Raw genomic sequence first — 19,469 nt, 5'->3', positions numbered from 1 at the left:
TGCGACGCCCACAGTTGCGGGCTCAGCGTGTGGGACTTGTCGTCGAACCCGCCGTGGGCGCCGTGGTCGCTGCCCGCCTCCTGGTCGAGCGGGTGCCACAGGTTGTGCGGCCGCCCCGGGCGCACATGCTGCTCGGTCTGCTGCGAGTCGTAACCGGTGCGGCCCAGGTAGCGGTCCAGCAGCGGCGCGACGAACTTCTGCGCCAGCAGCGTCACCATGGTGCTGTCGCCGACCCAATATTGTTTGCGCTCCGGATGATCGGCGGCATACACGACGCCGCGGGCGGCGACCTCCGGCTGATAGATCGGCGGCACGGGCTGGGGATGGCGCGGCAGCCGGGACAGCACCCAGGAGAACTGCGGGGTGTTGACCGCGGGCATCTGTGCGACGGTGATCCGCACCTTGGAGTGCTCGTGCAGCAGTTCGCAGCGCACCGATTCGGTGAAACCGTTGATGGCGTGCTTGGCACCGCAGTAGGCCGATTGCAGCGGGATGGATCGCTGGCTGAGCGCGGAACCGACCTGCACGATGGTGCCGCGGTCGCGTGGCCGCATCTTCGCCAGCGCCGCCATGGTGCCGTGCACGTATCCGAGGTAGGACACCTCGGTCACGCGCTTGAACTCCTCGGCGCTGATCTCGCTGAACGGCGCGAACACCGAGGTGAACGCGACGTTCACCCAGACGTCGATGGGGCCGAACGTCGCCTCGGTCTCGTCGGCGGCAGCGGCGACGGCCGCGTGGTCGGCGACGTCGGTGGGAATGCTGAGCGCCTTGCCGCCACCGGATTCGACGTCGCGGGCCGCGCCGTCCAGCCCGGCGGACCCGCGGGCGAGCAGGACGACGTTCGCCCCGCGCTGCCCGAACAGTTGGGCGGTGGCCCGGCCGATGCCGGCGCTGGCTCCGGTGACTACCACAGTCTGTGTCATCGTGGAGATCTCCTTTCGTTCATCCGTGGTCGGCGTCGTCGGCGAGGGTGGCCGTGCATTCCAGCATCAGCGCGTGCGCGAACGCCTGGGGGAGGTTGCCGCGGAGCTGGCGCTGCCGGACGTCGTATTCCTCGCAGAACAAGCCGGGGGGCCCGCAGGCGGCGCGGTTGCGTTCGAACCAGCGCATCGCGCAATGGGCGTGCCCCAGTTGATGTTCGGCGAGCGCCATCATGAATCCGCAGAGCAGGAAGGCGCCCTCGGCGTCACCGAGGTCGCGCTCGTCGTGCCGGAAGCGGTACACGAACCCGTCGTGGCTGAGCTGCTTGCGGACGGCGTCCAGTGTGGCCCGGGTGCGCGGGTCGTCGGCGGGCACGGCGCCGCGCACGGGTGGCAGCAGCAGCGACGCGTCGACGCCGGGCAGCCGCGGGCTGCGTTGCCAGTAGCCGCCGTGCGGGTGCAGGCTGCTGGCCGCGGTGTCGGCCAGGATCGCGTCGGCCAGCGACGCGCAGGCTGCCACCTCGTGGCCGCCGCCGGAAACCTTCGCGATGGCGCGTAGCCCGGCCACGCACGCCAGGCGGGACTGCGTCCAGTGCTCGTCGTCGATCTCCCAGATGCCCGCATCCGGGTCGCGCCAGCGTTTTTCGATCGCGCCGATGGCGGTCCGCGCGGCGCGCCAGCCGTCGGCGTCGAGCCGGTCGGCGTTGCCCGCCCATGCCAGCAGCTGCAGCGCCTCGCCGAAGACGTCGAGCTGGAATTGCTGGTTGACCCAGTTGCCCACCTTGTCGGCGCCCCCGGGGTAGCCCGGCAGGTCGAGCGTCTCCTCGCCGGGCACGCTGTCACCCGTGACGGTGTAGGCCGGCTTGAGATCGGGACCGTGTTCGAGCAGCCGGGCCCCGACGAATTCGACCGCGCAGTCGAGCAACTCGGTCGCCCCCACGGTCGCCGCGGCGATGCCGGCGTAGACCTGATCGCGGATCCACGCGTAGCGGTAGTCGTAGTTCTGGTTGGTGTGGGCGCGTTCGGGCAGGCTCATCGTGGCGGCGGCCACCATGCCGCCGCCGCTGCTGGTCAGCCCGCGCAGCACCGCGTAGGAATGACGCCCGTCGCGGGGCGCGATGCTGCAGTTCAGCTCGGGCATGCTGCGATGCCAGGCGGCTTCCGTTGCGTCCCAGGTGATGTCGGCGTCGGGCGGCCGGTCGGGGAGAGTCCGCTCGGAGAGCTCCAGCACGAAGTCGTGCTGACCGCCCTCGTCGACGATGATCTCGCACGTGAGCAGTTCGCCGCGCCCGCGCGCCGCCTTCACGGACCGCACGTCGCAGCCGCCCAGCCAGCGCCAGCGCAACCGCCCCGACTTTCCGCTCCATACCCCGCCGTCGACGCTCATGTCGCCGGGACCGTGCCGGCCGAACTCCGCACTCGGCTGCAGCACCACTCGCACGCGCGCGGTCCCGCGGCAGCCGATGAGGCGGCGCAGCAGCACCACCCGGTCGGGATCGCCCGGGAAGGCCAGCGCCTCGCGGCACTCCACGATGCCGTCGCGGGTGATCCAGCGATTGCGCCAGATCAGGCTGCCCGGCTCGTAATAGCCGCCCCATACATGCCGGACGTCGGTCGGGGTGATCGCGTAAACGCCGCCGCCCCCAATGAGATTGGAGAACACGCCGTCGGAATCCCAGCGCGGCGCGCACATCCACGCGACGTCGCCCTGCGGCCCGAGCAGGGCACCCCGCTCGCCGTCGGCGAGCAGGGCGTACTCGCGCAACACCCGCGGCGAGAAGGTCGCCTCGATGTCGATCGTGCGGTCAGCCACGGACCCCCGCCTCCGATGGGCGCCGGGCCGGGGCGGCGCTGTCGATCTTGCCGGTCGCCAGCCGTTCGGCGAGCCGGGAGGCCAGCGCCATGATGGTCAGCGCCGGGTTCGCCGAGCCCTGCGTCGGACACACCGAGCCGTCGGCCAGAAACAGGTTAGGCACGCCCCACACCCGGTGATCGGAGTCGACCACCGAGTTGTCCGGGCGGGTGCCCATCCGGGCGCCACCGATCAGGTGGGCGAACCGCTCGATGGTGAGCACGTCCTGGGCGCCGGCGGCATGCAGGATGTCGCCGATCACCTTGGTGGAGTAGGCCATGTTGGCCTTGTCGTTGTCGCACAGCGTGTAGTCGAACCGGGCCACCGGGAGGCCGTAGGGGTCCGTCTCCTGGGCGAGGGTGACCCGATTGTCCGGACACGGCAGCAGCTCGTTGAGCACACCGATGGTCGCCCAGTGGTTGTAGTCGCGCATGTATTCCCGCAGCGCGCGGCCCCAATGCCCGTCGGCGAGCACGTGTTCGGCCCAGCCGATCGGCATCGGCGAAACCGTCTGGATGGCGAAGCCGCGGGCGAACCCGCGCGCGGAGTCGGTCTCGTAGAACTGCTCCGAGGACACCTCCGGTGGCGGGGCCTTGTACATCCGGACCTCTTCCGACCACCGACCCGCGGACTGGGTGGCGCCCTGCACCATCACGTAACGCCCGACCTGGTCGTCGTTGTTGCCCAGCCCATTCGGGAAGCGATCGCACGCCGAGTTCAGCAGCAGGCGCGGCGTTTCGATGGAATACCCGGCGACCGCGACGACCTTGGCCCGCTGCAGCCGCTCGGTGCCGCCGGTCTCGTCGTAGTAGACCACCCCGCGCGCGGAGCCGGCCTCGTCGAGCTCGACGCGGGCGGCCATGCAGTTGGCGCGGATCTCCACGGCGTGGGCCAAGGCGTCGGGCAGGTGCGTGACGTACGGGCTGGCTTTCGCGTTGACCTTGCAACCCTGTAAGCAGTAGCCGCGGTAGATGCAGTGCGGGCGGTTACCGAAGGTGCCGTTGACGATGCCGACGGGCCCGACCCGCATCTCGATGCCGAGCTGCATCGCCCCGCGCCACAGCTTGGCCGCGGCACCCGAAATCGGGTGCGGTGAAAAGGGATACCGATGTGGGTAGCCCCAGGGCCAGTTCTGCCCGGCCACCGGCAACTCGAGCTCGATCCGCTCGTAGTGGGGGCGGACGTCTTCGTAGCCGATCGGCCAGTCCGCTCCGACCCCGTCGAGGGTGTAGGTGCGGAAGTCGCTGGGATGGAACCGCGGCGTGTAGCCGGCGTAGTGCACCATCGAACCGCCGACCCCTCGCCCGGAGTTGTTCTTGCCCAGCTCGATCGGGTCGTCGCCGCCGATGATCCGCTTCTGCGTCCAGTACAGGGAGTGCGATCCCGCCTCGTCGGAGACCCAGTCCTCGTCGGGATGCCAGAACGGCCCCGCCTCGAGGATCACGACCCGCCAGCCGGCCCGCGCCAGCCGTTGCGCGAGCACGGATCCGCCGGCGCCGGCACCGACGACCACGAGGTCGACCTCGTCGTCGTCGCTGTAGCGTTGCATGGTCTTTTCGCCGGGCAGGTCGCGCGAGTGCACGTCGAGCAGGAACCGGGACTCGTTGTCCTTCGGCCCGATCGCGCCTTTGAATAGCCCGCGGAGTCGGTCGCCCATCACAACTCTCCCTCTTGGACCACGCGGACCGGGTCCTCGTCGGTGGCGCCCGGGGTTTCGAACGGTTCGCGCGCGGCGGCGGGCCCGGTGGCACCGCCGAGGCGCATGAACCCGCGCGGGTAGGCCGGACCCCCGAAGCCGATCTCGTTCCACGCCCACGGGTGGGAGTAGAACCCGGACAACGTCATTCGCATGCACACCGACCACGCGCGTTTGACGTTGAGGCGTTCCCAGCTCCCGCCCTCCAGGGCGCCCTGCGAGAACTCGTCGATGATCGCTTCGCGGGCGTCCGGGTCGGCTTCGGCGAAGGTCTTGCTGTACCGGCGGGACGCGGTCTCGTCGAGCGCGCGCAGCACCAGCCGCCACGTGTCGCGGTCGTCGGGCATGTCGGCGTACTGGTAGCCGTCGAGGCGGCCGTCGGCGAGCTTGGAATCGACGGACTCGGGCACGGGCACTCGTGGCTCGCGGTCCTGAGCCAGCACCGTGTCGCAGAACGCCCGCAGGCACGGCTCCTCCTCCGGCGTGAAGAACCGCAGCGGGCCGGGCGGTTCCAGCCGGGCCAGCACCACCTTCTTGGTGGCGCCGTCCCACGTGTCGGTCGTTTCCAGCACGTCGTAATCCGGGTAGCGGCCGATCATTTGGGGCGTGACGCCACGGCGTTGCTTGGGCAGCCAGGACGGGTGCGGCGGTTTGCGATCCGCGCGCAGGTTGGGCAGGTGGTCGGGGCGCGAGGTGTCCGCCATCGCCGCTCAGCCCCGGAACCGCTCGCGACGCAGGACCGAGGCCAGCAGGCCCATCCCCCCGACCATGCACATCAACCCGGGCGCCGCGATCGGCGGCCCCATGGGCACGTTGTAGGACGCGTTCTTCCAGCCGCCCGGCTTGCGCGCGACGCCGCGGGCATGCAGGTATTCGCCCATCAGGCCGTTGGCGGTGTAGATCCCCGCGGTGATCGGGAGCCACGTTTTGGCCCAGCGCCGGGAGAACACCCCGCCGACCCCGGCCACCACCACCGGCGGCGTCACCACGATCGGGCTCCACATCCACTTGTTGCCGAAGCTGGCCTTGTAGTGCTCGAAATAGATTTCGGCCGTCGTGACGACGGCCGCGATTGCCGTCAGCCCGGACAGCGAGCGTTCGAAGCGACCGTGCGCGACGTCGTACAACGCCCGCTCGGCGAGGTGTTGGGCCTCGCCTCCTCCGTTGCCTAACAACAACATTTGGTTTCCCTTCCTAGCTCGTCGATTGGCCTGCGTCATGGCTCGGTTCCGCGCACTGATCGACGCGGGCGTACGAAAGGTATTGCGAGGCAAGCGCTGTCGAATTTCGGCCATCAGACGCTGGGAGGCGCTCGCAGCGGAGATCTCCCGCCGTCTTGCCCATCCGTCACCTCACTTCTGAAACGAAACACGCTCGAGCAGCCACCACGCGATGAAGATTCGCGATGGCTGCCAGAGAACTGGTTAGCGCCCAGCTGTGTGTTTCAACCGAGGTGGTCCCGACGGCGCGTCGTGACCGAAGCGCATGGGGTGCGTACCCGCTTTCGATCGGCGCAAACCGTCGGTGGGTCTGGGCCTTGCGGTGTCGGTCGGACTTGTCGGACCCTCGATCTAGTATCGAACCTATGTTCGAATATGCGTTGGCCTCGCGGTCCACTCCGGAGTCGGCGGTGTTGCTGGCTCGGGTGCGGGCGGCCGGGCGTGCCGAGGCCCGGGCAGCCGCGGAACGGCTGGGGGCGGTGGCGGACTTGCTGGTATTGCGGTGCCGCGATTCGGGGGAGCGGGCCGAGTGGGCGGCCGATGCGTGGGACGCGGTGGCGGCGCAGGTGGGTGCGGCGCTGGGATGCAGTGTGGCGATGGCGCACAGCTATTTGCGGTATGCGATGGCGATGCGTGAGCGGCTGCCGCAGGTGGGCAAGGCGTTTCAGGCCGGGGACATCGATTATCGGGGGTTTCAGACGATCGTGTTTCGCACCGATCTGATCACCGACGCGGAGGTGATGGCGCGGGTGGATGCCCGGCTGGCGGTGTTGATCTCACGGCGCCCGTCGCTGACCCGCGGTGGGCTGGGCGCGGCGGTGGACCGGGTGGTGGCGCTGGTGGATGCCGATGCGGTGCGCCGGGCCAAGCGGGCCATCGACGATCGGTTCGTCGACGTGCAGGACAACGAGTCGGGGATGGCGTGGCTGACGGGCAGCGTGTTCGGCGCCGACGGGCACGCGCTGGATCGGCGCCTCGACGAGTTGGCCGCCAGCGTGTGTGGGGCCGATCCGCGCTCCCAGCGGCAGCGACGGGCCGACGCGCTGGGTGCGTTGGCCGCCGGCGCGGACCGGTTGGGCTGTCAGTGTGGGACGCCGGAGTGCGCCGGTAGTGGGCGAACCCCGAGCGCGGTGGTGATCCATGTGGTGGCCGAGGCGGCCACGGTCGCCGGGCGCGGCGCGGCGCCGGGGGTGTTGCCCGGCGTGGAGGGCCTGGTGCCGGCCGAGGTGGTTGCCGAACTGGCCCGCTCGGCGAGGCTGGTGCCGGTCAGCGTCCCGGCGCAGGCCGAGCCGCGCTACATCCCCTCGGCCCGGCTGGCCGATTTCGTGCGGTGCCGGGATCTGACGTGTCGGGCGCCGGGGTGTGATCGGCCGGCCGTCGACTGCGATATCGACCATACGATCCCGTACGCCGATGGCGGCCCGACGCATTCGTCGAACCTGAAATGTCTTTGCCGCCAACATCATTTGCTCAAAACGTTCTGGGGCTGGCGCGACGAGCAGTTGCCCGACGGCACCCTCATCTGGCGGCTGCCCGACGGGCACACCTACGTCACCACCCCGGGCAGCGCGCTGCTGTTCCCCAGCCTGTGCGCGCCCACCGGCGACCTCCCGGCACCCACGGCACCCGAGCGCTGCGGGGGCCGCACCGCGATGATGCCCCGGCGCACCCGCACCCGCGCCCAGAACCGGGCCCAGCGCATCGCCACCGAACGTCACCACAACCGCGACGCCCGACTGGCAACCCAACCCACCGCACGCGGTCCCGCACCGCCGGACGACGAACCCCCACCCTTCTAGGGCGCTCCGGCGTTCACACGGTTTTGGTGACGCCGACGTAGGACAGCACCACGTCGGATTCGTCGGTCACTTGGGTCAGCGTCGCGTAGGACCGGATGAACGACTGACCCACGCACCCATCGATTTTGACGTGGAATCCGGTGACGATGACCCGCGGATTCGGGCCCGTGAACTCCTTCTTGGCCACCGGTACTACGACTACGACACCCGGCTTGAGGCCCACGGTGATCAGGCCGTTCATCGGGGTGGTGACCAACGGCACCGGCGTCGGCGCACCGGTAAACACGCCCGCCAAGCCCAGGCCGGGGGTCACGCCGGCGTTGCCGCCGAGGGTGACGCCGTTGGACGTGCTCATGTCGATGCCGCAGCCGATCTCGTAACCCACCTCGAGGGTGCCGTGGGGATTTTCGAGCCCGTCCAGCGAGGCGGCAAACGTTCCGCGGGCGAGGTATTCGCGAGACGATAGCGCGGTGGTCAACGGCGCGATGGGAACTTGCGACTCGTCCCGCGCCCCGAGGGTGAGGGTCCAGCCTTCCGGCGTCGTGTAGGTCACCGCTTCGGACGAGGGCACCCGCCCGTCGTCCGGCGTTACCGCGGCAACATTTTCCGCGTCGGGGTCGGCGGCCGTCGGCGGTGCCGAGATCACCGCAAAGACGACGCACGAAGCGACGATCGCAGCGCGACGGACGACCACGGCTACCGGCCACACGTGCGACACCGTATGCGGCGCCCGATCCCGCTCCCGGAATTTGCTGGTCGAGCCGCCGAAGTCGTTGTGCGTTCGTAATCGTTATGGGATATGGCGGCGGAAGTTTGGGTTGGCGTGCCGGACGAACGGATCGCTGCTCCGGTCATTAGCGGGGCGAGCCTCGAGCGCGCCGTATTCCCCAGGCGCGGCGGCCCCGGACGGAGCCCGACCGGGGCCGAAGGTCGACCCGCGCGACTGCGGCGGCTTACCGCCCCGAGGTAAATCGCCTGGCCAGGACCACCGCGCACGCGGGTGTGCCATGATGTCGGAGCTGTCAAGACATTAGGGAGCGGCCGTGGATCTCAACTTGTCGATTGTCACGCGACCGGTCGAGCGCCTGATAGCTACGGCGCAGAACGGGCTCGAGGTCTTGCGACTGGGGGGCTTGGAAACCGGCACCGTGCCGTCGCCTTCTCAGATCGTCGAGAGCGTACCGATGTACAAGCTCCGGCGTTACTTCCCGCCCGACAGCCGGCCGGACAAGCCGCGGGTCGGCCCGCCGGTGCTGATGGTGCACCCGATGATGATGTCGGCGGACATGTGGGACGTCACGCGCGAGGACGGCGCGGTCGGCATCCTGCACGCCAACGGGCTGGATCCCTGGGTCATCGACTTCGGCGAACCCGACAAGGTCGAAGGCGGCATGCGCCGCACGCTGGCCGACCACATCGTCGCGCTCAGTCAGGCGATCGACACCGTCAGGGACGTCACCGGAAGCGACGTCCATCTGGTCGGATATTCGCAGGGTGGCATGTGGTGCTACCAGGTCGCCGCGTACCGGCGTTCGAAAAGCCTGGCCAGCATCGTCACCTTCGGTTCGCCGGTGGACACCCTGGCCGCCCTGCCGATGGGCATTCCGGCGAACTTCGCCGCACCCGCCGCCAACTTCATGGCCGACCACGTCTTCAGCCGCCTGGACATCCCGAGCTGGATGGCGCGCACCGGCTTTCAGATGCTCGACCCGCTCAAGACCGCCAAGGCCCGAGTGGACTTCGTGCGCCAGCTGCACGACCGCGAGGCGCTACTTCCGCGCGAACAACAGCGCCGGTTCCTCGAGCGCGAAGGCTGGATCGCCTGGTCCGGGCCGGCGATCTCCGAACTGCTCAAACAATTCATCGCCCACAACCGAATGATGACCGGCGGTTTCGCCGTCAACGGGCAAATGGTCACGCTCACCGACATCACCTGCCCCGTGCTGGCCTTCGTCGGCGAGGTGGACGACATCGGGCAGCCGGCATCGGTACGCGGCATCCGGCGCGCGGCCCCCGATGCCGAAGTGTACGAAAGTCGCATCCGCACAGGGCATTTCGGCCTGGTCGTCGGATCGAAGGCGGCGCAGCAGAGCTGGCCGACGGTCGCCGAATGGGTGCAATGGCTCTCCACCGGCGGCGACAAGCCGGACAGCATCGACCTGATGGCCGACCAGCCCGAGGAGCACACGGACAGCGGCGTCGCGCTGAGCTCCCGGCTCGTGCACGGCATCGGGGAGGTCTCCGAGGCGGCGCTGGGCGTGGTGCGCGGCGCGGCCAACACGGTGGTCGCGGCCAATAAGTCGATGCGGACCCTGGCCGTAGAAACGGCCCGGACGCTGCCGCGGCTGGTCCGGCTGGGACAGATCAACGACCACACCCGAATCTCGCTGGGCCGCATCATCGACGAACAGGCGCACGACGCCCCGCGGGGCGAGTTCCTGCTGTTCGACGGTCGCGTGCACACCTACGAAGCCGTCAACCGGCGGATCAACAATGTCGTCCGCGGCCTGATCGAGGTCGGGGTGCGGCAGGGCGACCGGGTCGGCGTGCTGATGGAGACGCGGCCCAGCGCGCTGGTCGCCATCGCCGCGCTGTCCCGGCTGGGCGCGGTCGCGGTGGTGATGCGACCGGACGCCGACCTGGCAGCGTCGGTTCGGCTCGGCGGCGTGACCGAGTTGTTGACCGACCCCACCAACCTGGAGGCGGTGCTGGCGTCGGGCCGCGATGGGCTGCGGCAGGTGCTGGTGCTCGGCGGCGGCGAGTCGCGGGACCTGCATCTGCCCGACGACAGCGACGTCATCGACATGGAGCGGATCGACCCGGACGCCGTCGAGCTGCCCGGCTGGTACCGGCCCAACCCGGGGCTGGCGCGGGACTTGGCGTTCATCGCGTTCAGCGCGGCCGGCGGCGAGTTGGTCGCCAAGCAGATCACCAACTACCGGTGGGCGGTGTCGGCGTTCGGGACCGCCTCGACGGCCGCGCTGGACCGCCGGGACACCGTGTACTGCTTGACCCCGCTGCACCACGAGTCGGCGCTGCTGGTCAGCCTCGGCGGCGCGGTGGTCGGCGGGACCCGCATCGCGTTGTCCCGCGGCCTGGACCGGGACCGGTTCGTTCAGGAGGTGCGGCAGTACGGCGTCACGGTGGTGTCCTACACCTGGGCCATGCTCCGCGAGATCGTCGACGACCCCGCGTTCGTGCTGCACGGCAACCACCCGGTGCGGTTGTTCATCGGGTCCGGCATGCCGACGGGCCTGTGGGGCCGGGTCGTCGACGCGTTTGCGCCCGCCCATGTCGTCGAGTTCTTCGCGACCACCGACGGACAAGCGGTGCTGGCCAATGTGTCTGGGGCCAAGATCGGCAGCAAGGGCCGACCGCTGCCGGGCGCAGGGCGTATCGAGCTGGCGGCCTACGACGCCGAGCAGGATCTGATCCTGGAGAACGACCGCGGCTTCGTCCAGGTGGCCGAGCCGAAAGAGGTCGGGGTGCTGCTCGCCGCGTCCAACGGCCCGATCGATCCGACGGCGTCGGTCAAGCGGGGAGTCTTCGCCGCCGGCGACACCTGGATCTCGACGGAGTACCTGTTCTATCGCGACGACGACGGCGACTTCTGGTTGGCGGGCAGGCGCGGCTCGGTGGTCCACACCGCGCGGGGCCTCGTGTATGCCGAGCGGGTCACCGACGCGCTGGGGTGCATCAACGGCGTCGACCTCGCGGTGACCTACAACGTGCCGGTGGGCGACCGGGAGGTGGCGGTCGCGGCGGTTACGCTGCTTCCGGGGGCCAGCATCACCGCGGCCGACCTGACCGACGCCGTGGCCAAGATTCCCATCGGAGTGGGTCCCGACATCGTCCAAGTGTGTCCGGAGATGACTTTGAGCGCGACCTACCGTCCGACCGTCAGCGCGTTGCGCGCGGCGGGAATTCCCAAGCCGGGCCGCCAGGTGTGGTACTTCGACGGCGAGAGCAACTTCTTCCGAAAGCTGACCGCCGGCGTGCGGGCCGAGCTGAGCGGGCGCACCGATGGTTGACGATTCACTGCTGGCAATCCTGGTCTGCCCGGCCGACCGGGGACCGCTGCTGCTGGTGGACGACGAATTGCTGTACAACCCGCGGTTGCGGCGTGCCTACCGCATCGAGGACGGCATTCCGGTGCTGCTCATCGACGAGGCGCGAGACGTCGACGACGACGACGAGCACGCCCGGCTCATGGCACAAGGCCGTCCGGCAGATCCCCGGTGAGGTAACGCTGCAGATTCGGCGCGATCGTTTGCGCGACCTGATCGGCCGGTAGCGAAGCGAACGGCTCCAATCGCAGGATGTAGCGCGCCATCACCACGCCGACCAGTTGCGACGCGACGAACTGGACGCGGATCAATCCAGTGCCGGGCGGATTGTCAACGCGCGGACCAACTTCCACCCCGATCACGTCCTCGATGAACGTGCGGAACAGGTTGACCTCCGAGCCGGCCAGGACGGACCGCAGCGTTGCGATGAAGCCCGTGCCCAGGTCGGAATCCCACAGCGGCAACAACATCGACGGCAGCCGGTAGCCGACTTCCTCGATCGGCACGTCGCGCAGCGGGCCGATGATGTCCATCGGGTCGATCGGGATGTGGACGGCGGCGGCGAACAGCTTCTCCTTGGTGCCGAAGTAGTGATGCACCAGCGCCGAATCCACACCCGCCGCGGCCGCTACCGCACGGATCGAGGTATTGCCAATACCGTTGGTGGCAAACAACTCTCGGGCGCTGGCCAGGATGCGGTTGCGGGTGTCGGAGCTTCCGGCGGGGCGCCCCGGCCGACGGCGCCGGGTGTTGGGGGCCGCCACTAGGACCCGCTCGCGATCGCCACTAGGACCCTCCGTGGCGACCCGCCGCGCCCGGCTTCGCCGCGCTCGCGATCGCCACTAGGCGGTCCGCCGACGCAGCGTCGCCGCCGCCAGGCACAGCGCGATGAGCGCGGAGCCGAGCACGACGACGATGTCGCGCACCGCGATGTAGGTCAGCTGCGGGTGCGCACCCACCTGCTGGAGGGCCTCCAGCGCGTAGCTGGCCGGCATCACGTTGCTGATCCACTGCAGCCAGTGTGGCATCAGCGCCCGCGGCACGATGATCCCGGCCAGCAACAACTGAGGAACCATCACCAACGGAATGAATTGCACGGCCTGAAACTCCGTGCGCGCGAAGGCACTACACAGCAGGCCCAGCCCCACACCCAACACGGCGTTGACGATCGCGATCACGAACACCCACGCGGGGCTGCCCGCGGTGTCGAAGCCGAGCGCCCAAAACGACACGATGCACGCCAGAATGGCTTGTGCCGCAGCGGCCGTCGAGAACGCGGTGCCGTAGGCGATCAGTAGGTCGAACCGGCGCAGGGGAGTGGTCAGGATGCGCTCCAGCGTCCCAGAGGCCCGTTCCCGCTGCATCGTGATCGCCGTGATGATGAACATCACGAACAGCGGGAAGAGGCCCAGCAGGATCAGGCAGGCGTTGTTGAACGGTGCCGGGGTGCCGGGCCGATGCGGTGCGTTCTGGAACATGAAGTACATCAGCGAGATGACCAAGAGCGGCACGAACAGAATCATCGCGACGCTGCGGTGGTCCGCGGCCAGCTGGCGCAGGATCCGCGTCGTGGTGGCGGTGTATCCCTTGAGTCCTAACCGGCTTCGCGCGTGGTGGTGCGCCTGATGATGGACAGAAACGCGTCCTCCAGTGACGTGCATCCGGTGTCCTCTCGTAGTCGGGCCGGGGTGGTGTGCGCGAGCAGGTGTCCGTCGCGCATCAGCAACAGGTCGCCGCAGTGGTCGGCTTCGTCCATGACGTGACTGGACACCAGCAGCGTGGTTCCGGCACGGGCGAGGTTGGCGAACTGCCCCCACAGATCCGCGCGCAGCACCGGGTCCAAACCCACCGTGGGCTCGTCGAGCACGAGCAGGTCGGGCTGGCAGACCAGCGCGCACGCCAGCGACACTCGGGTGCGCTGACCACCGGAAAGGTTGGCGCAGAGGGCGGTTCGTTGATCGGCCAGCCCGACCCGCTCGATCGCGGTGTCGGCGGCCTGGTGGTCGAAACCGTACAGCGAGGCGAAGTACCGCACGTTGTCGACGACCCGCAGGTCGTTGTAGATGGTCGGGTCCTGGGGCAGGTATCCGACGCGGCGGTGCAGCGCCGCCGACCCGGCCGGGTGGCCGAGCACGGCGACGGCTCCCTTGGAATTTCCAGTCACGATCTGCGTGCCGACGATGCAGCGCATCAGGGTGGTCTTGCCGCAGCCTGACGGGCCGAGCAGACCGGTGATGCTGCCCCGCCCAATCTGCACCGAGACGTCGTGCAGTGCGGTGCATTTGCCGCGGATCACCCTCAGGTGGTCGATGCGGACGGCCGGGGCCGAGATTAATTCATCATGTGATGAAGTCATCATACGATGAATATCCGCCTGCGCCGACCCGCTGTCAAGGGGCTACGGGGAACGTTCTGGCGATCCCGGGCGGCGCTGCGGCAGGTGTCCGTGCACGCCCTCGGCGTAGGCCGTCTCGGCGTGCTGGGTGAGGTCGACGCCGGTGATCTCGTCTTCCGCGCTGACCCGGAAGCCCATCACCCGGTCGATCAGCTTCGCGAGCACGAACGACACGGCGAACGCATACACCGCGACGACGACGATCGCGAGCGTCTGCTTGCCCAGCTGGGTGAAGCCGCCCCCATAGAAGAGGCCCCGCGGGCCCGACGTCATGACCGCCGTGGCGAGCAGCCCGATCAACGACACACCGACGACCCCGCCGACGAAGTGCACGCCGACCACATCGAGCGAATCGTCGTAGTTGAACCGAAACTTCGCGCTGACCGCGAACGAACACACGACGCCGGCCGCGAGGCCGACGACCGCCGCCCCGAGCGTGTTGACGGTTCCGCACGACGGCGTGATGGCGACGAGCCCGGCCACCACCCCGGACGCCGCGCCGAACGTCGTGGGCCTGCCGTCGCGGACCTGTTCGACCGACAGCCAGCCGAGCATGCCGAGGCAGCCGGCGACGAGGGTGTTGAGGAAGATGGCAGCGGCGGTGCCGTTGGCGGCCAGCGCAGACCCGGCGTTGAACCCGAACCAGCCGAACCACAGCAGGCCGACACCGAGCAGCACGAGCGGCAGGTTGTGCGGCCGCATGGCGTCCTTCTTGAAGCCGATGCGGGGGCCGAGCACCAGCGCCAGGGCCAGGGCCGAGGAACCGGACACGATCTCGACGACGAGGCCGCCCGCGTAGTCCAGCACGCCCATCTTGGCCAGCCAGCCGCCGGGCCCCCATACCCAGTGCGCCACAACCGAATACACGACGACCGTCCACACCGGGACGAACACCATCCACGCGGCGAACTTCGCGCGGTCGGCGATGGCGCCGCTGACCAGGGCGGCCGTGATGATCGCGAACGTGACCTGGAACGTGGCGTACAGGAGTTCGGGAACCGCGCCGTGGGCGGTGTCCGGGGTGATACCCAGCATCCCGACATGCCTGAGATTGCCGAGGAACCCGCTCGCCCCGTCCTCGCTGAAGGCGATGGTGTAGCCCAGCAACAGCCACGCCACCGTGACCAGCGGGATGGAGATGAAGCTCATCATGATCATGTTGAGCACGCCGGTGGTGCGGACCATGCCGCCGTAGAAGATCGCCAGGCCGGGCGTCATCAGGAGGACCAGCGCGGTGCTGGCCAGCAGCCACGCGGTGGCGGCGGGGTCGATCGGATGCATGCTGTGTGCTCCTTCACAGGTCCCAGGACACCGGGATACTGCCATGGCAGCGCTGCCGGTAGGTTCGGTGGGTGGCCGCAAGCCAGCTGCTCGTCGACCCCGTCGCGGCCGCGCATCGGCTACTCGGCGCCACCCTCACCGGGCGGGGCGTCAGCGCCGTCATCGTGGAAGTCGAGGCGTACGGCGGAGTTCCGGACGGCCCATGGCCGGACGCCGCGGCGCACTCCTATCGCGGCATCAGCGGACGCAACGCGGTGATGTTCGGGCCTCCCGGCCGCCTCTACACCTATCGCAGCCACGGGATCCACGTCTGCGCCAACGTTTCCTGCGGGCCGGACGGGACCGCCGCGGCCGTCCTGTTGCGGGCCGCCGCCCTCGAGGACGGCACCGATACCGCCCGCGCCCGGCGCGGCGAGCTGGTTCGCGCGGCCGCGCTGGCGCGCGGGCCCGGCAATCTGTGTTCGGCCCTGGGAATCACCATGGACGACAACGGGATTGACCTGTTCGACCCCGCCAACCCGGTCACCCTGGAACTCAACGAGCCGCTGACCCCCGTGGCGGGCCCGCGGGTGGGGGTCAGCCAGGCCGCCGACCGGCCGTGGCGGTTCTGGCTCCCCGGCCGCCCGGAAGTGTCGGCATACCGGCGCAGCCCACGGGCGCCCGCCCCGGGGACCAGCGACTAGCGGCAGCGGGTCGCCTTCATAGGGCTAGGCGGCCGCCGGTGCGGGGACCGCACGAAACGCCGGGTCCACTCGCCGCGCCAGGAACACGAACGCCACGGCCAGGAGCGGCGCGACGGCACTGTATATCGCGGCCGGCGTGGCCATCTCGGCGCTGTTCAGCAGTTGCGGACTCAACGCGACGCCCATCGCCACCACGGCGTTGTGCATGCCGACCTCCAGGCTGACCGCGACGGCCTGCCGCGGAGCCAGCCGCATCAGGCGCGGCGCCAGATAGCCGACCGTCAGGCTCACGGCGCAGAAGGCCACGACGGCTCCGCTCAGCACGCTGAGGTTGTGCCAGAGCGTGGTTCGTCCCCCGGCGACGGCGCCGAGCACGGCGAGTACGAGCAGCGTGAGCGCGACGATCCGGACCGGTTTCTGCAGTCGCCGGGCCAGTGCGGGAAAGCGGTGGCGGACCGCCACCCCGATCGCGATGGGGACGATGACCAGGCCGATCACCGCGAAGAACTTGTCCGGCTGCAGCGGGAGAAACCGCCCTTTGCCGAGGAACCACGTCATCGACACCGCCAGAATCGCGGGCAACGCAACGATGGACAGCACGGCGTTGATCGCCGTCAGCGTGAGGTTGAGCGCCAAGTCGCCGTTGAACAGGTGGCTGAGGATGCTGGACATCGTCCCGCCGGGGGTGGCGGCCATCAGCATCAGCCCGACCGCCAGGTGGGGCTCGAGGTGGAAGGCCTCGGCGATGACCAGGCACAGCGACGGGAGCAGCAGCGACTGGCAGACGAGCGCGACGACCAGTGGTTTGCGCAGCGTGGCCGCCCGCTTGAAGTCGTCGACCGTGAGCGTCAGCCCGAGGGCGAGCATGATGATCACGACCACCAACGGCCAGTACCGGTTGTCCATGACGCTCCGCGTTGTTTGGTGCGCTGAGGGAAAAGCGACGATGCGCCGCGCCGTTAGCTTGCCTTATCGAGCAGCGCAGGGGCGAATCGCGGCCGCGAGACCGACTAAAGTCGGCGGCGATGTCTTCCGGGATCCTTGACGAGCTGAGCTGGCGTGGGCTGATCGCGCAGTCCACCGACCTCGACGCATTGGCGGCCGAGGCGCAGCGCGGTCCGTTGACGGTGTACGCGGGTTTCGACCCGACCGCGGCCAGCCTGCACGCGGGGCACCTGGTGCCGCTGCTGGCGCTGCGGCGTTTCCAGCGCGCCGGCCACCGCCCGATCGTCCTCGCCGGCGGCGCCACCGGCATGATCGGTGACCCGCGTGACGTCGGGGAGCGCACCCTGAACGAGGCGGACGTCGTCGCCGACTGGACCGAGCGCATCCGCGGGCAGCTCGAGCGCTTCGTCGACTTCGACGAATCCGAGACGGGCGCGGTCGTCGTCAACAACCTGGACTGGACGGCCCCGCTGTCAGCCATCGAGTTCCTGCGTGACCTCGGCAAGCACTTCTCAGTCAACGTCATGCTGGATCGCGACACTGTCCGGCGGCGGCTGGAGGGCGAGGGCATCTCCTACACGGAATTCAGCTACATGCTCCTTCAGGCCAACGACTACGTCGAATTGCACCGCCGGTACGGCTGCACGCTGCAGATCGGCGGTTCCGACCAGTGGGGCAACATCATCGCCGGCGTGCGATTGGTCCGCCAGAAGCTGGGCGCCACGGTGCACGCGCTCACCGTCCCGCTGGTGACAGCGGCCGACGGCACCAAGTTCGGCAAGTCCACCGGCGGCGGCAGCCTGTGGCTGGACCCGGCGATGACCACCCCGTATGCCTGGTACCAGTACTTCTTCAACACCGCCGACGCCGACGTGATCCGGTACCTGCGTTGGTTCACCTTCCTGTCGGCCGACGAGCTCGCCGAGCTGGAGCGGGCGACCGCCGAGCGCCCGCAGCAGCGCGCCGCCCAGCGCCGGCTCGCCCGCGAACTGACCGTGCTGGTGCACGGCGAGGCGGCCACCGAGGCGGTCGAGCACGCCAGCCGGGCACTGTTCGGGCAGGGCGAATTGGACCGCCTGGACGAGGCGACGCTGTCGGCGGCGCTGCGCGAGGCCTCGGTCGCCGAGCTCAAACCCGGTGGCCCCGACGGGATCGTCGACCTGCTGGTGGCCAGCGGTCTGTCCGAGAGCAGGAAGGCGGCGCGGCGCACCATCGGCGAGGGCGGGGTGTCGGTCAACAACATCCGGATCGACAGCGAGGAGTGGACGCCGCAGCCCTCGGACTTCCTGCACGGCCGGTGGCTGGTGCTGCGCCGCGGCAAGCGCACCGTCGCCGGGATCGAAAAGGTCTGAAAACCGCACCCGCAAAACGCGTTGCTGCGCAAACCTTTACCGCACCGTGTTGCGGTTGTGACCCGCACAGGCCAGGGTGGTCACGATGACGGCTTCCCGGCGTGTGCAACGGTCCCTGCTGCGCGTGCTGATCCTGACCGCCTGCGTGGCGGGGCTGGCCGCCCCACTGGCCGCGCCCGTCAGCGCCGACATGCGGGGCAACGCGTTCCTGATGGCCCTGAGCAACGCCGGCATCACCTACCCGCACCCGGCCGGGGCCCTGGCGTTGGGCCAGTCGGTCTGCCCGATGATCGTGACGCCGGGCCAGTCCTTCGACTCGGTCGCCGCGGAAATGTCGGAACGCAGTGGCCTGGGTTACGAGTCGGCCGGCCTGTTCACCATCGTCGCCGTCGCGAACTACTGCCCGGCGGTGATCGCGCCGCTGCTGCAGAACCGGCTCACGGCGTACTAGCGCGCGGGCCCCCCGTATCCTCGGCTGCGTGGTCGACGACAGGCAGCGCGGTGAACGGCGCCCGCGCACATCCGGCGGCTGGTCGGGGCCCGGCCGCGCGCGACCGGCTCAGCCGCAGCAGCCAGACGGCCACCGCGCGCCGGAGCCCGGGCCGCCGATACCGCCGGGCGTGGAGGCCCGGCAGTTGGCGCCCGAAATCCGGGGCGAGCTCAGCACCTTGGACCGGGCCACGGCCGACGCGGTGGCACGCCACCTGGTCGCCGCGGGCGAGTTGCTCGATGAGGACCCAGAGGCCGCGCTCAGTCACGCCCGCGCGGCGCGCGCCCGGTCCAGCAGGATCGCCGCGATTCGGGAGGCGGTCGGCATCGCCGCCTATCACTGCGGCGACTGGGCCCAGGCGCTGGCCGAATTGCGCGCGGCCCGCAGGATGGGCAGCAAGTCCAACCTGCTCGCCCTGATCGCGGATTGCGAACGCGGACTTGGCCGCCCGGAACGGGCGATCGAACTCGCCCGCGGACCAGAGGCGGCCCAGCTCCAGGGCGACGACGCCGACGAGCTGCGCATCGTCGCCGCCGGCGCGCGTGCGGACCTCGGCCAGCTGGAGCAAGCGCTGACCGTCTTGTCCACACCGCAACTGGATCCCGGCCGCCGGGGCTCGACGGCGGCGCGGTTGTTCTACGCCTACGCGGACACCCTGCTGGCGCTTGGGCGCAATGACGAAGCGCTGCAATGGTTCCTGCGCTCGGCGGCCGCCGACGTCGAAGGCGTCACCGACGCCGAAGACCGGGTAAGCGAGCTGGGCTGA

At 69.6% G+C, this 19,469-nt stretch carries 18 protein-coding genes; 7 read left to right on the top strand and 11 right to left on the bottom strand.

The window, feature by feature from the left end; all coding sequences use genetic code 11:
• The 5 genes from A5697_RS24045 to A5697_RS24025 form a co-directional block, all read right to left on the bottom strand.
• Positions 1-926: SDR family oxidoreductase (locus A5697_RS24045; protein ID WP_068012258.1), on the bottom strand; the 926-nt coding region annotated here is incomplete at its 3' end.
• 19 nt (positions 927-945) lie between these two features.
• Positions 946-2,736 (bottom strand): glycoside hydrolase family 15 protein, encoded by a 1,791-nt coding sequence (locus A5697_RS24040; protein WP_068012257.1) that lies wholly within the window; start codon positions 2,734-2,736, stop codon positions 946-948.
• Positions 2,729-4,432 carry a GMC family oxidoreductase gene (locus A5697_RS24035; RefSeq protein ID WP_068012256.1) on the bottom strand — a complete coding sequence of 568 codons (1,704 nt, stop codon included), beginning with the start codon at positions 4,430-4,432 and terminating at the stop codon, positions 2,729-2,731. Before A5697_RS24035 ends, A5697_RS24040 begins: the two co-directional genes overlap by 8 nt.
• Positions 4,432-5,175, bottom strand: coding sequence for a gluconate 2-dehydrogenase subunit 3 family protein (locus tag A5697_RS24030; protein WP_067951269.1), 744 nt, complete (start codon positions 5,173-5,175; stop codon positions 4,432-4,434). The genes A5697_RS24035 and A5697_RS24030 overlap by 1 nt, the downstream gene beginning before the upstream one ends.
• A gap of 6 nt (positions 5,176-5,181) precedes the next feature.
• Complete coding sequence (locus A5697_RS24025) at positions 5,182-5,652, bottom strand: hypothetical protein (RefSeq protein WP_067951271.1); 471 nt, start codon at positions 5,650-5,652, stop codon at positions 5,182-5,184.
• Between the two features lie 404 nt (positions 5,653-6,056).
• Here A5697_RS24025 and A5697_RS24020 point away from each other — a divergent pair, with 404 nt between their 5' ends.
• On the top strand, positions 6,057-7,490 hold the full coding sequence (locus tag A5697_RS24020; protein ID WP_068012255.1) for an HNH endonuclease signature motif containing protein: 1,434 nt from the start codon (positions 6,057-6,059) through the stop codon (positions 7,488-7,490).
• 13 nt (positions 7,491-7,503) lie between these two features.
• Here the strand turns inward: A5697_RS24020 and A5697_RS24015 are convergent, their stop codons facing one another.
• The gene (locus A5697_RS24015; protein WP_068012263.1) at positions 7,504-8,184 is read right to left on the bottom strand and encodes an MspA family porin; all 681 of its coding nucleotides are present in this window, start codon (positions 8,182-8,184) and stop codon (positions 7,504-7,506) included.
• A gap of 349 nt (positions 8,185-8,533) precedes the next feature.
• Between A5697_RS24015 and A5697_RS24010 the strand changes: the two genes are divergently transcribed.
• Both A5697_RS24010 and A5697_RS24005 read left to right on the top strand, forming a co-directional pair.
• On the top strand, positions 8,534-11,521 hold the full coding sequence (locus tag A5697_RS24010; RefSeq protein ID WP_068012254.1) for an acyl-CoA synthetase: 2,988 nt from the start codon (positions 8,534-8,536) through the stop codon (positions 11,519-11,521).
• Positions 11,514-11,732 (top strand): Trm112 family protein, encoded by a 219-nt coding sequence (locus A5697_RS24005; protein WP_068012253.1) that lies wholly within the window; start codon positions 11,514-11,516, stop codon positions 11,730-11,732. Before A5697_RS24010 ends, A5697_RS24005 begins: the two co-directional genes overlap by 8 nt.
• Here the strand turns inward: A5697_RS24005 and A5697_RS24000 are convergent.
• From A5697_RS24000 to A5697_RS23985, 4 genes are all read right to left on the bottom strand, one after another.
• Positions 11,698-12,321 carry a TetR/AcrR family transcriptional regulator gene (locus A5697_RS24000; RefSeq protein WP_068012252.1) on the bottom strand — a complete coding sequence of 208 codons (624 nt, stop codon included), beginning with the start codon at positions 12,319-12,321 and terminating at the stop codon, positions 11,698-11,700. The genes A5697_RS24005 and A5697_RS24000 overlap by 35 nt on opposite strands.
• Before the next feature lie 78 nt (positions 12,322-12,399).
• The gene (locus A5697_RS23995; protein WP_082953567.1) at positions 12,400-13,218 is read right to left on the bottom strand and encodes an ABC transporter permease; all 819 of its coding nucleotides are present in this window, start codon (positions 13,216-13,218) and stop codon (positions 12,400-12,402) included.
• Positions 13,152-13,916, bottom strand: a complete 765-nt coding sequence (locus A5697_RS23990) for an ABC transporter ATP-binding protein (RefSeq protein ID WP_068012251.1) — start codon at positions 13,914-13,916, stop codon at positions 13,152-13,154. The genes A5697_RS23995 and A5697_RS23990 overlap by 67 nt, the downstream gene beginning before the upstream one ends.
• A gap of 39 nt (positions 13,917-13,955) precedes the next feature.
• A complete protein-coding gene (locus A5697_RS23985; protein WP_067951289.1) occupies positions 13,956-15,233 on the bottom strand; it encodes an ammonium transporter in 1,278 nt (425 codons plus the stop codon).
• Positions 15,234-15,304: 71 nt separating this feature from the next.
• Here A5697_RS23985 and A5697_RS23980 point away from each other — a divergent pair, with 71 nt between their 5' ends.
• On the top strand, positions 15,305-15,916 hold the full coding sequence (locus A5697_RS23980; protein WP_067951291.1) for a DNA-3-methyladenine glycosylase: 612 nt from the start codon (positions 15,305-15,307) through the stop codon (positions 15,914-15,916).
• Between the two features lie 24 nt (positions 15,917-15,940).
• On the opposite strand, the gene A5697_RS23975 is transcribed toward A5697_RS23980, so the two are convergent.
• Entirely contained in the window at positions 15,941-16,864 is a 924-nt protein-coding gene (locus tag A5697_RS23975; RefSeq protein WP_369806149.1) for a bile acid:sodium symporter family protein, read from the bottom strand.
• Positions 16,865-16,941: 77 nt separating this feature from the next.
• Here A5697_RS23975 and tyrS point away from each other — a divergent pair, with 77 nt between their 5' ends.
• The 3 genes from tyrS (at position 16,942) to A5697_RS23960 (ending at position 19,469) form a co-directional block, all read left to right on the top strand.
• Complete coding sequence (gene tyrS / locus A5697_RS23970; protein ID WP_068012249.1) at positions 16,942-18,213, top strand: tyrosine--tRNA ligase; 1,272 nt, start codon at positions 16,942-16,944, stop codon at positions 18,211-18,213.
• A gap of 76 nt (positions 18,214-18,289) precedes the next feature.
• Positions 18,290-18,664: a DUF732 domain-containing protein gene (locus tag A5697_RS23965; protein WP_304442493.1), complete on the top strand. Its 375-nt coding sequence runs from the start codon at positions 18,290-18,292 to the stop codon at positions 18,662-18,664.
• Positions 18,665-18,692: 28 nt separating this feature from the next.
• On the top strand, positions 18,693-19,469 hold the full coding sequence (locus A5697_RS23960; protein ID WP_082953566.1) for a tetratricopeptide repeat protein: 777 nt from the start codon (positions 18,693-18,695) through the stop codon (positions 19,467-19,469).

The sequence above is a fragment of the Mycobacterium sp. E3251 genome (assembly GCF_001666835.1).
Lineage (GTDB): Bacteria > Actinomycetota > Actinomycetes > Mycobacteriales > Mycobacteriaceae > Mycobacterium.
This window is presented reverse-complemented; position numbering and strand designations above follow the sequence as displayed.